The sequence below is a fragment of the Dehalobacter sp. genome, assembly GCA_023667845.1.
In the GTDB taxonomy this organism is placed as follows: Bacteria; Bacillota; Desulfitobacteriia; order Desulfitobacteriales; family Syntrophobotulaceae; genus Dehalobacter.
Genome location: JAMPIU010000018.1, coordinates 26,336 through 39,098, shown reverse-complemented (window position 1 = coordinate 39,098; position 12,763 = coordinate 26,336). Strand labels below are relative to the sequence as shown.

Here is a 12,763-nt window from a genome sequence, read left to right as displayed (position 1 = left end):
GTTATCCCTCAATCGAAGCTACTTACCTGTCCCAAACAGAACTTCGATCGTATCTCCCCGATTGACAACTTTGCCGGCCTCCGGTGACTGTTTATAGGCGAGTCCGCTGCCGCCGAATTCATAGCGCAAATCCAGTTTTCCTAGTAATTCGCCGGCTTGTCTGATGGTCAGTCCTTTCAGATCAGGTACAAGCACTTCGCCTTCCCCGGCCTGCCTGGCAGGGGTACTGTTCTTGTCTGCTGCTGTATTACCATTTTTCGCAGCCGCTTCCTCCACCAGAGCGTCAGGGTCAACCTTGGTAAGATCACTCGGGGTCTCAGCGGAAACCGGCACACCATAGTATTGCAAAGTGCCCTCGATAATATTTTTAACGCGCGGTCCACCGAGTGTTCCCCCCTGGACGACCGGAGCATGCGGCGTATCAATAACGACCAATACTGCAATCTTCGGATCGTCAGCCGGCGCATAGCCGACAAAAGAGACGATATAATCGGTATCCGAGTACTTTCCGGTTTTCGGATCAATTTTCTGGGCGGTTCCGGTTTTGCCGGCAACTTTAATTCCGGGAATTTTTGCCCGGCTTCCTGTACCGCTGTCGACGACACTCACGAGGATATCGCTCATGGTCTTGCTGGTTGTCTCGGAAATAACCTGACGGACAACCTTCGGCTGGGTTTTACTGACGATCTCCCCATCCTTATTCTTAATGTTTTCTACAATATACGGCTGCATGAGCTGGCCTCCGTTGGCCACCGCACAGATCGCCGTTAAGAGCTGGATCGGGGTGACAAGGTTGGCCTGACCGAACGACATGGTCGCCAGTTCAAGGCTTTTGACCCTGCTCTTGTCAATCAATAGGCCCCTTTCTTCACCGGAAATATCAATATCTGTCAGACTTCCGAAGCCAAAAGACTTTAAGTATGTATAGAATAGGTCTCTGCCTAGTTTTTGTCCGACCTGGGCAAGTACAACGTTGGAAGACAGCTTCATGCCATCGACGAAAGTAATGTTGCCATGCGCCTTTCTGTCGGAATCCCAGTTTGTGATCCTGCGGCCCCCGACAACCCAATAGCCCGGATCTTTGAAGAGCTGGATCGTATTAATGGCATTTTCTTCGAGTGCTGCCGATCCGGTGATGATTTTAAACGTAGACCCGGGTTCATAAATCATGCTGATGGCCAGGTTTTTCCTTTGATCCGGTTTGGTGGAGGCATAGTTGCTCGGATCATAGGACGGTCTGGAGCCCATACCGAGTATTTTGCCGGTCTTGGGATCCATGGCCAGGATAACGGCTCTCTGTGGCTTGGTTTCTGCGACAATATCATCCAGTTCGTGTTCAATGAGATGCTGAATGGTGGAATCGAGGGTCAGGGTTAAATTGTCCCCTGACTGTACATTATCCTGAATCTCATTGTTTTGATCCGTTTCTACCGGATTCTCTAAATTTGCTTCCCCTTTAAGCTCGGCGTTGTAGGAATACTCCAGACCTTCAACCCCGTCTCCAGCCATATTGACGATACCAAGTATAGCCGCTCCCATCTCCCCTGCCGGATAGCTTCTTTTATAATTATCACTGAAGCCGATCCCTTGAATATCAAGTTCTTTAATTTTTTCCACCGTACTGATATCTACCTGCCGTTTCAGGCTGACCCATGCCAAGTCTTTTCGCAGCAGGGTAAGAATATCATTTTTATCTTCCCCCAAAATGGCCGCAATATTTTCAGCAATTTTCTCTTTTTTTTGTAATATTTGCTCGCTTGTCAGCGTTTTATCCTTGGCAATGGATGTATCCAGCATTCTCGGATCGGCATAGACATCCTTCACCGGTACACTTTTCGCCAGCACATTGCCCTGTGCATCCATAATGGTTCCCCGCTCATAAAGCATGGTCTGTCTTATCGCCTGGAAATCTGCACCTCTGGCCTTTAACTCTGCGGAATTGATAACCTGGAGGTAAAACAGTCTTCCTAATATTAAGACGCTCAAACCGATGAGCAGGCCATAGATAACCCACTCCCGGTAAAAATACTGCTTCGTTTTTTTCACGGTGTTGTTCCTTTCCTGTCATGATGCTCTGCTTCTATTTTACCATATGTTTTCAAGTTGATAAGATCCAAAACATCAAAAGCTCACATAATCTTAACTATCGATGGCAATTAAATAAAAACCACCTTGCTAAGATCTGTGAGCTTGAATCTATTCTCCCCCAATTAAACGAAAGCATTCAATGTAAATTTTGTCTTTGACGCTGCAAGAAAAGGAGAAGCGCACTGCTGACAGCGCCGCCAAAAAGTCCGCCTAAATGAGCGAAATTATCAATACCTGAAAAAACAACACCAAAGACCAAGTTAATACCGAGCACGATTGCAAGATTGGTAATCAGACCTGTTCTCCAAAATGCTGGTTTTCTGCAGCCATAAATAATAATTGCCCCCAGCAGGCCGAATATCGCTCCGGAGGCACCTGCCGACAATTCGGGTCCCCAGAGATAACTGATAAGTGACCCGGCCAGACCGCTGAACAGGTAAATCAGCAAAAAGCGGCCATGGCCAAACAATCTCTCGGCTAATTTTCCCAAAACAATCAGTGCGTACACGTTGAACAGAAGGTGGGTAAAACCGATATGTATGAACATACTGGTCAAAAGACGCCAGTATTGCCCTGCATCGATCAATGTATTCATTTTAGCCCCGAAAAAGATCAGGACATATGGGTTTTGCGTCCCCCCAGCCAGCTCCATGACAAGAAAAACAACCACATTGATCAGGACAAGCAAATAGGTTACATAAAAAACTTTGAATTCTTCCTTATATGTCGTATTCATTCCATCCACCAATTCATCATAATGATTAAAAATGCCCATATTTATCGGCATTCGCTTGAAAATTTATGAGAAAGACGGCAGCCGGAATGTGTGCACCTTAAGAACCCTGAATGTGTATCCGGCTGCCGGTTTTGTCCTCCGCACCTGACGCGGGAACATGATTCACTTAATATCTGGGAGGAATAAAAAGTCTTTCACCGGGATAGATAAGATCGGGATTGCCTAGATGGTTATACCCAGCAAGTTCACGCCAATCCAGTCCATATCTCTGCGCAATTTTGTAAACGGTATCCCCTTTTTGAACGACATAAACTTCCGGCAGCGGCTTATGAACCTCCATGTGTTCATAATAAGGTGTACAGCCGCATGGATCGCAGGTATACCCTGACTGCGTCTGCTCCGCATACATGCCTTCAGGACCCATCTGTTCATACTGAGACATCATTTCCGGGTTCATCATGCCCATCATATCCTGCTGGTTCATCATACCAGTCATCTCAGGCTGATTCATCATACCGGTCATATCAGGCTGATTCATCATATTTACAGCCGGCGGCTGATTCATATAGCCGGATTTTCTTCCGAAGTACATCTCCATACCTCCTTTTTGTTATAGGATATGGAGAAACACTGCTAAAGTGTCTGTACATGGTAATAATTGTCTGATTATTTTTACGTGTTTCTATTCCATTTTCGTCAGATACTTTTCAACCTGAACTGCCGCAAGCGCTCCATCCCCGACTGCGGTTGCAACCTGTCTCAAAGGGGTATTACGGATATCTCCGGCCGCATAGACCCCATTAATATTTGTTTTCAGCAAAGCATCTGTGATAATATACCCATATTGATCGACTTCGAAGTATTCTGACGTAAACTTGGTATTTGGTTCGGTGCCGATATAAATAAAGACACCGTCAACCTCGATTTCTTCCACAGCCCCAGAACCGGCATTCTTAAGAATTATTTTTTGTACTTTATCATTACCGGCGATCTCCTGAACAACACTGTCCAGAACAAACTTAACTTTCGGGTTTTCTTTCGCCCTTTGGGCTGCTATCTGCGAAGCTCTGAATTCTTTTCGGCGGTGAACGATATAGACTTCAGATGCAAACTTCGTCAGGTAGACACCTTCCTCAAGCGCGGCGTTTCCGCCGCCGATGACAGCAACTTTCTTTCCTTTATAAAACGCCCCATCACAAGTGGCACAATACGATACGCCGCGTCCGTGAAAGGTATCTTCTCCCGCTACGCCCAAAAAACGCGGCTTGGATCCGGCAGCAATGATCATCGCTTTCGCTTCGAGGGTTTGCTGTCCGGTCACAACCGTCTTCATTTCTTTCTGAAGATCCAGATGCAGGACCGGTTCGAAAATGAATTCGGCGCCCTGATTCATGGCTTGTTTATAAAAAGCATTCATTAAATCGAAGCCGGTAATCCCTTCCGGAAATCCCGGATAATTTTCAATTTTTTCCGTCGCCGCTGCCTGCCCGCCCGGCATCATGGATTCGACAACTGCTGTTTTTAATCCGCCCCTTGCCGCATAAATGGCTGCTGTAAGCCCTGCAGGGCCGCCTCCGATAATAATCAGATCATACATTGCTGCACCAACCTTTTGTTTTATTCTCAGCTTAATTTTTATGTTTATTAAAAGTATAGCTCAGAAATTTATTTTCAGGAAGCCAATAAGGTGAATTTTATGATAAACTATGAATATATTGCCAACAATAAAAAATAAATATACAGATGTTTACATACATTTCTGTGATTTGAACAATTTAACTCAGGAGGGAAATATGCGCGGGAAATCTATTTTAAAACCTGGTCTCAAGGTACTCGTTTTACTCATCATTATTATTGCTGTGCTTTCGGCCTTGAGCGGATTCTACGAAGACTGGCTGTGGTTTACCGACTTAGGGTACGCAAGTCTTTTCTGGACACCGTTCTTCAGCAAAGTACTTATTCAGGCCATTAACGGAACAATGTTGTTTTTAGTGATTTTCGCAACACTGATGTCGGGAAGACATGCGTTTACAACGTTTTACAATGAAAGATTCCGCAAAAGGATCAGACTGGTCGAAGAAGTCAACCTTCCGCCTGCTGTCAGTCCGCGCAGGGTTACCATTTCCTTGCTTGTCTTATCTGCCGTGATCAGTATTATTGTAAGCTTCATCGTCGGTTTTACCGGCTGGCTTGATTTTCTGTCCTTTGTGAATGCCTCTTCCTTTAATTATTCCGACCCGCTGTTTAATCAGGATCTTGGTTTCTTTGTGTTTAAGCTTCCTTTCTTTGAGACCGTTTATAACGCATTTTTCTCTCCAATCCTTATTTTAACCCTGTTTACCGCACTTTTTTATATTATGACGGGGGTCGTTCGCTTCCATTCCATCCGGATCTGGAAGAAAGATGCTGTCGTCATCAGTCCTACGGCCAGAAGACACCTTGGGGTTCTTTTAACCATTCTTTTTGCGCTGAAAGGCTTTGGCTACTATATCAGCACCTATGAACTCGTTTACTCGCATAGAGGCCACGTCATCGGTGCTGGATACAGTGACGTCTATGCCTCGCTTCCGGTTTTTAAGATCCTGGTCGTTGTGAGCCTGGTCTGTTTCCTGTTTTCCCTTATCGCGTTTTTTCTGAAAGATTCCCGTTTGCTGACCATGCCGATCATGTTTCTGATTGTCTTTTCACTTTTCACTTCGGGAATCTTCCCGACAATGCTCCAGTCCATGGTTGTCGTTCCGAACGAGCTGGAAAAAGAAACGCCGTATATTGCCAGCGAGATCCAAATGACCCGCTATGCCTACGGTCTGGATAAAATCGCGGAACAGGACTACACCGGGGTTGAGACGGTTACTGCGCAAGACTTAAAAGATGAGGTTGAGACCCTGAATAACGTCCGCCTGAACGATCCCCGTCCAATGCAGCAGATTTACAACCAAAAACAGGGAATTCGCCAATACTATAAATTTAATGATATTGATGTTGACCGGTACAATATTGGTGGTACGTATCGCCAGGTTATGCTCTCAGCGAGGGAAATCTCGCTTCAGGACCTTGATCCGAAAGCTTTGACCTTTATTAATACCCGGTTTAAATACACGCATGGTTTCGGCTTAACCGCTTCGTTCGCCAATGCCGTCACTACCAAAGGGCTTCCTGCTTTTGCGGTAAGCAATGTGCCGCCACAAACAGACTATGCGGAACTGAAGATTACCGAACCACGGATCTACTTTGGCGAACTGACGAATGACTGGGTCGTTGCCGACACCAAATCCAAAGAATTTGATTATCCCCTTGGCAATGATTACGCGATGAACAACTATGCCGGCAAGACGGGTATCCCGTTTACTGCTTTTAACAAACTGATGCTGTCTCTTCATCAGATGACCCCGCGTTTTTATCTGGCCGGAGAAGTAACTTCGGAAAGCAAGCTTCTTCTGAACCGGAATATTTTGGACCGGGTCAAGAAACTGGCGCCGTTTCTGACGTATGACGATGACCCTTATACTGTGATTGACAACGGCAGGATTAAATGGATTATTGACGCCTATACGACAACGGATAAAATTCCTTACTCCAGTAAAAACTCCACCCAAGGTTTTAACTATATCCGCAATTCCGTTAAAGTCGTTATCGATGCTTATGACGGTACTGTTGATTTCTACGCGATTGACGAAGAAGATCCTATTCTTAAGACTTATCAAAAGATTTTCCCGGGTGTATTTAAAAGTAACTCGGAAATGCCCTATTCCTTAAAATCTCACCTGCGCTATCCGGAAACGATGTTCAAAATCCAGTGCGACATGCTGAATACGTTTCATATGACCAATACCAAAGTCTTCTATAATAAAGAAGATGCCTGGAATGTAGCGAAGGAAATCTACGGTTCAGCAGAACAAAATGTGGAACCGTATTACGTGATCATGAAACTTCCCGGGGAAACAAAGGAAGAATTCGTGCTGATGCAGCCTTTTACCCCGGCCTCCAGCGCGTCGAACAGCAGAAATAATCTTGTGTCCTGGCTGGGAGCCAGAATGGATGGCGAGAATTACGGAAAACTTGTCTTATATAAGATGCCCAAAAATATAGAGATCGACGGTCCGTTCCAAGTTGAGTCCAGAATCGATCAGGATCCCGAAATTTCCCAGCAGTTTGCGTTATGGGACCAAAAAGGATCGAGCGTTCTCAGAGGAAATCTGCTGGTATTGCCGATTGGCGGAAATATCTTGTTTGTGGAGCCCATTTATCTGCAGTCTACGACCAGCGGCAGTATTCCCGAAATGAAGCGCATTGTGGTCGTCTATGAAGATAAAATTGTCATGGCCGATACGTTGGAAGAAGGATTGAAAGGAATCTTCGGTCGTTCTGTACCGTCTTTGAATACGCTGCAAGAGAAACCGCTTGAGGAATCCGGCGCAGTGGACGGAACTGATACCACGAAAACAGAACTGAAGAGTGTTCTGGAACAAATCAAACAAATCCGTGAAATGCTCGAAGCCTTGGAAAATCAGGTCACAGCCATCAATAACGAAGACCTCACTCCGGACAGCGGGCTGGGTACCGGTCAGGACGTTTCCACGAATAATAAAGCTGAGAATGCCTCCGCCAGTTCTGTTAAAGGCACTGCTGCTGAGGCTACCGTGAACGCTGTCCAATAATTCTAAGCAGAAGGTAGTGCGTATGATATTCAATCTGGACCAATGGCTGATTTACAAAGGAATTGAAGAAACGGCTGCAGTCCTGATCGCGAATGCCGCAGCGGTGGTTATGGTTCTGCTGGTCAGTATTTTGGCCTTCATCGTTACAAAGCAAGTATTCCTGCGAATCCTTGCTTTCTACATCCATCGCAACAAAATCCTCTGGGATGATAAGCTTCTTGGCAGGAAAGTCTTCAGACGCCTGGCGCATATGATCCCGGCAATTGTAATCTACGCCGTAGCCGGACTGTTCCCGGAATATTCCGGCTTCATTCAAAAAATAGCGATTATTTACATCATTGTGGCCGGCACATTGGCCATGCTCGCTTTGCTTGACGCGATTGACGATATTTATCGGACTTTTGAAGCTTCCCGGTTCAAACCAATCCGCAGCATCGTCCAGGCCCTGAAAATAGTCGTCTGGCTCATCGGCGGCATCTGGATGATTGCTACGATGATTGACCGTTCCCCTCTCCTTCTGCTAAGCGGAATTGGAGCAGTAACGGCAATCATCCTCTTGATCTTCAAGGATTCTCTTCTAGGTCTGGTAGCGGGGATTCAGCTGTCTTCCAATGATATGCTCAGGATCGGTGACTGGATAGAAATGCCCAAGTACGGCGCTGACGGAGACGTTACGGACATTTCCCTGAACACCGTCAAAGTCAGAAACTTTGATAATACGATTACAACAATTCCGTCGTATGCCCTGATCTCCGATTCCTTTAAAAACTGGCGCGGTATGCAGGAATCTGGCGGCAGAAGAATTAAGAGATCTATTTTTATTGACAGTTCCAGCATCCGTTTCTGCACCGATGATATGCTGGCGAAGTTCAAGGAATTCCGATATCTTTCTGAGTATATCGAGAATAAAAAACGGGAGCTTGAGAAATACAACCTGGAACATAACATTGATCCTGCTCAGCTCGTAAACGGCAGAAGACTTACGAACATTGGTACGTTTCGGGCCTACCTTCAGACCTATCTTGAAAACCACCCGGAGATCCACCCGGAAATGACCAGGATGGCACGTCAGCTTCCGGTGACCGAGTACGGGATTCCGATCGAAATCTATGCGTTTACCAAGGATACATCCTGGGAAAGCTATGAAACCGTCCAGGCCGATATTTTTGACCATATCCTGGCCATTGTTCCGGAGTTTGAGCTGCGGATTTATCAAAGCCCCACCGGCTACGATCTGCGGCATATGGGGCTGTGAGCTTTCTTTAGACTTTTAAAAACCACAAGAACCAGACTGCATGGTTTTGCTCATCGGCGGCTGCTCTTTTGAATTGTTCCCTGATAAAAGGATCCTGTGTCTTTTCAGCCACATTATGATAGAAATCAACCGTATGCTGCTCATCCTGAAAGGCAGACTTTAGAGCCGCCCTGTAAGCGGCAGGACATTCTTCAGTCATCTGAGGGTTTGGTTTTGTCCCTGTGATTTCAGTAAATATCTGCGAAAATATGTGATAATGCCGCACCTCGTCCTGGCGGATCTCCAGGATTTGTTTTCTTATTTCCTGATTCGGCGCTTTTTCAGCCAGCTTGGCGTAACAGGCGATCGCGCTATACTCTCCGTTGATAGCCCTGACTAAATCCTGAGTTAATGAGCTTGTGCCCGGAACCATATAAGATACCTCCCCAACATCAATTGTTGGTTTATTCTATCTCATTAATTCACGGATCGTGCCTGGCTATTAATTTCCTGATCAGAAAATTTTAAGTACGCATTCGCCGCGTTCAGGCCAGTCGTTTTACACTTTCCGCCAGGGCACCCATTAGACGGTGAAACCCTGAGGCATTCTGAGCTGGAACCCGGTAATGTTTGTTGATCTCTATCTGTACTGCCGGAATTCCCAGTTCTTGTGAGACAAAATGGGAGACGGTATTCGCGCCGGAAGCGGCAAAAAAGTCCGTCGAAACTCTGGCTAAGCCGAAATCCCGGAAGTTTTGTTCCAGGATTTCCAAAATGTTCGCCTTGCCAAGCAGGTTCTTCTTTTGATTTGTGCCCAGGTCCACATCGAAATCTCTCTCCCGGGCAGCCCCATGAATGTCCAGAACGACCTTTACTTTCTTTTCACGGCAGAAACTGGCGATCCGGTCTTTATACATGCAGGGATCGTCGGCATTCGGGTCTCCGCCGTAGAGCTTTGTCGCTGCTATGGCATGGCATCCCGTCAATTTGTTTAACAGGAAGACAACCGAGCCGGTGAACTGATCCGACATCAGGATCTTTTTCTGCCTGTAATGCCTGACCGCATGCGGCGCGGACACCAGCACCGGAAGTTCCCCGCGCGTTAACAGGAACGGCTCTTCCTGCCGTGGATTGACGCGTTTGTCTGTTTTATAAAAATATACTTTTTCTATATTGACGGCTTCTTCATTTAAGCGGGCCCGGTTATATTCATTTAAGACCTTTTCAGGCATATTCTCCATCATTGGACTAGTACCTCGTTAACTTTAAAAATCGGCATGGACTATACTTCCCTCCAGTAATAAACAGACTTCTCGTTTCCCGGCAAAAGCTCCAGGTACAAATCACCCGTTGGAGCTAAGATGATGACCGCATTGGATTCTGTAGCGGACACATCCGGTAATCTCAGCCATTGATGTTTACCGTTAGCGGAAATGACGTCCAGGCGTCCCTTGCTTTTGATTATAACCTGATTCGTATTGCTGATTTTTGTTTCTGTCTCCGCATACGGAATCTCCCCTTGCCAGACCACGGCTTCCGTCATCGCCGGGCCGGATGGCTGTACTTGATAAACGGTCACCTCCTGAAGGATGTTCCCGCTGACTTTACCAACATAGATTTTGTCGTCACGACAGCCAAGCAGCGTATCTTCAGGGTCAACAGAAATAGGGTTCTTACTGCCGGCCTGATAAACATCAATTGCCTTGTCCGTCCCCATTCTGCTCTCTGCATAGATGCTGCCGAATTTATTGGAAACCGCAATGTTAAGGATTTCTTCTCCCTGCTGATTCACCCTGTTCAAGGTCTTCATAATATCCATTGTAATCAGCTGATGGGTCTGATTGTCATCCTTAAACAAGATAAATAGCTTGTTTGTATAGGTCGACATTTCAATTTGCAGCACCTGATTGACCGCAAGGCTTAATTCCCTGTCCAGCATCGGTTCAAAGCTGTTCAATTTAGAAGAGCCTGTGCTGAAATCCACTGAATATAAGCTTGTTACGGCGTTCTTGTTCTGCTCCCTGATCAGATAGACCATACCGTTCCGGTCCGGAAGCCAAGCGAAGCCGGCGATCTTTGCTGCGTCCTCTTCCGGGCACTTTGAGAAGATCTTCGTGTTCGTCGTCAAATCAATGACTTCAAGATAACGTCCCGCTTGATAGGCCAATAACTTTTTATTGTAAGACAACGCAAAGCCATACGCCTGACTAAGATCCGTTTTCAGAACATACGCCTGATTAATATGCAAAGAAGGGTTTAATAGCTGTTTTGCTTGCCAGTTCAGCAGCGCATAAACAGCAAGCTGTAATACCAGGGAAGGTAATAACAGCCAGATGATCCATCGTCTTTTCAATTTTGCCCCACCCCTCTAGGTTTCTTTCCCGGCATCACCACAAAAGCTGTAGGCATATAGCGTTCGCCGTAGATGTTCCAGAGTTTATTGACAATCTGACCTTGATAGAACAATTCCGTTGAAGAACCGCCGTCAAGATTCGCTGCATTTTCGGCTCCATATTCAATAAATATATTCATCAGATCCCGCAGCGTGGCTCCCATACTCCAGTCAGGCTGTCTGCCGTCTATCACAACGAAAATAACCGTACCGTCGGCTTTTTGCCCGATTCCCGTCCTGGGAGCGAGTCCCCAGCCGCCGTCGCCTTTAATCTGTGGTTCTCCGTTCAGGATAAGGTTTGGCTCGAAGCTGACCGCATGCCGAATCCCAAGATCCCCGATAATCCCCGAGGAAAGTTCCTGGGCAGAGACTGTCCGGAGTATCAGTTTTCCTTCCTTGTTAAAACCGATCAGATTCGCACCTTTAGCCGCGTTCAAATTTTCATGAATGAGCTGCCCGTCCCTGACGGTGATCCCATCCGGATAAGCGCCGTTCCCCTGCGAATTCGGATCATAAAAGCCGCCGGCATTCATACCGGCTATTGCGCCCTCCGCAGTGACCAGTTCTGATAAGCGCTGTCCGGCTATGCCAATCTCTTTGGTAACGGCAACTTCGATCTGAAGAGGGTCACGCACGAGCATGACGATGCCTTTAAAATATTTGCCTTCAATATTTTCTATCCTGATCCCGTTTTCTTCATCGTCAATCTTATGGTCAATATGCTGAATAACAGGTTCCACGGTAACTGACGTATTTCCGTATTTCTGGGTAATTTCAGCAATTTTTTCATCCGATAAAAAAAAATCCGCTACCTGAGGATGGCGGGACGTCAGAATCGTTCCGACCGTAACATACGTCAACGAATGAAAAGGACCATAAAAGACAATGAAAGGCCCTAAGAGGATGAACAACAGCATATTCCCAACGATGAACCGGATCAAAAATTGTTTTTTTGTTATCAAGGTCTCCACGTTCCTTTTACGACATCGGCAGCGATTGCCCGAATTGTTTTTCTTGAGGTCATCGCTTCTGTTCGAATCGAGGCATAGGCTGTTTCTTCATCCATCCCGCCTGCAATCAGGATTAAAATCGCCTGATACACCAGTTTTCTTGTTTTAAGCTCATCATTTAATTTATTCATTTCTTTGCGCTGTTCTATTTCTCTGTTAAACCGGTGTTCAGCCTGGGCAATCCCGGAGACGACATCTATCGCTCTGAGCGGAGCCGTCATGATATGGTGGACATTGGTTTTCAGCGCAAAATCCAGGTTCACATAATCCTTTTGATCAAGCACGAAAATAACCGGACAAATATTGGCATGAACGAGATTCTGAACGAGATCAAGCGGGGAAATCCCCTGGATATCCCCTCCGCAGATGATCAGGTCAGGCTCAACCCGCTGCGCCATGCGCAGAGCCTCTATACCACTGTCAGTCCTCGCGATCGCCTGATAATTAGCCAAAGGCAGGACGGCATTCAATTCATTGATTTGTTTTTCCTGGCTAATCAGTATGGCTCTTTTCATTTAGTCCCTTTACTCCATCAAGAAATCGATCAACAGTTCTATTATACTATTTGGTCAAGCAAAAAAATAAGTGCTTTCGTACCAAGAATTTTTTGATTAAAAGGTACCAGACACTTAATGATACTATATT

11 protein-coding genes are annotated in these 12,763 nt (G+C 46.1%); 2 read left to right on the top strand and 9 right to left on the bottom strand.

The window, feature by feature from the left end:
• Positions 1-18: 18 nt before the first annotated feature.
• From NC238_01115 to trxB, 4 genes are all read right to left on the bottom strand, one after another.
• Positions 19-2,046, bottom strand: coding sequence for a penicillin-binding transpeptidase domain-containing protein (locus tag NC238_01115; protein MCM1564556.1), 2,028 nt, complete (start codon positions 2,044-2,046; stop codon positions 19-21).
• Between the two features lie 178 nt (positions 2,047-2,224).
• On the bottom strand, positions 2,225-2,824 hold the full coding sequence (locus NC238_01110) for a rhomboid family intramembrane serine protease (protein ID MCM1564555.1): 600 nt from the start codon (positions 2,822-2,824) through the stop codon (positions 2,225-2,227).
• 166 nt (positions 2,825-2,990) lie between these two features.
• A complete protein-coding gene (locus NC238_01105; protein ID MCM1564554.1) occupies positions 2,991-3,416 on the bottom strand; it encodes a LysM peptidoglycan-binding domain-containing protein in 426 nt (141 codons plus the stop codon).
• A gap of 90 nt (positions 3,417-3,506) precedes the next feature.
• On the bottom strand, positions 3,507-4,421 hold the full coding sequence (trxB, locus tag NC238_01100; GenBank protein ID MCM1564553.1) for a thioredoxin-disulfide reductase: 915 nt from the start codon (positions 4,419-4,421) through the stop codon (positions 3,507-3,509).
• A gap of 196 nt (positions 4,422-4,617) precedes the next feature.
• Here trxB and NC238_01095 point away from each other — a divergent pair, with 196 nt between their 5' ends.
• On the top strand, positions 4,618-7,482 hold the full coding sequence (locus tag NC238_01095; GenBank protein ID MCM1564552.1) for a UPF0182 family protein: 2,865 nt from the start codon (positions 4,618-4,620) through the stop codon (positions 7,480-7,482).
• A gap of 22 nt (positions 7,483-7,504) precedes the next feature.
• Entirely contained in the window at positions 7,505-8,737 is a 1,233-nt protein-coding gene (locus NC238_01090; GenBank protein MCM1564551.1) for a mechanosensitive ion channel family protein, read from the top strand.
• Positions 8,738-8,744: 7 nt separating this feature from the next.
• Here NC238_01090 and NC238_01085 read toward each other — a convergent pair whose 3' ends face one another.
• The 5 genes from NC238_01085 to NC238_01065 form a co-directional block, all read right to left on the bottom strand.
• The gene (locus tag NC238_01085) at positions 8,745-9,149 is read right to left on the bottom strand and encodes a ferritin-like domain-containing protein (GenBank protein ID MCM1564550.1); all 405 of its coding nucleotides are present in this window, start codon (positions 9,147-9,149) and stop codon (positions 8,745-8,747) included.
• A 112-nt stretch (positions 9,150-9,261) separates the two neighbouring features.
• A complete protein-coding gene (locus NC238_01080) occupies positions 9,262-9,957 on the bottom strand; it encodes an N-formylglutamate amidohydrolase (protein ID MCM1564549.1) in 696 nt (231 codons plus the stop codon).
• A gap of 41 nt (positions 9,958-9,998) precedes the next feature.
• Positions 9,999-11,069: a hypothetical protein gene (locus NC238_01075; GenBank protein ID MCM1564548.1), complete on the bottom strand. Its 1,071-nt coding sequence runs from the start codon at positions 11,067-11,069 to the stop codon at positions 9,999-10,001.
• The gene (locus NC238_01070; GenBank protein MCM1564547.1) at positions 11,066-12,070 is read right to left on the bottom strand and encodes a phosphodiester glycosidase family protein; all 1,005 of its coding nucleotides are present in this window, start codon (positions 12,068-12,070) and stop codon (positions 11,066-11,068) included. The genes NC238_01075 and NC238_01070 overlap by 4 nt, the downstream gene beginning before the upstream one ends.
• The gene (locus tag NC238_01065; protein ID MCM1564546.1) at positions 12,067-12,633 is read right to left on the bottom strand and encodes an ANTAR domain-containing protein; all 567 of its coding nucleotides are present in this window, start codon (positions 12,631-12,633) and stop codon (positions 12,067-12,069) included. The genes NC238_01070 and NC238_01065 overlap by 4 nt, the downstream gene beginning before the upstream one ends.
• Positions 12,634-12,763 lie beyond the last annotated feature (130 nt).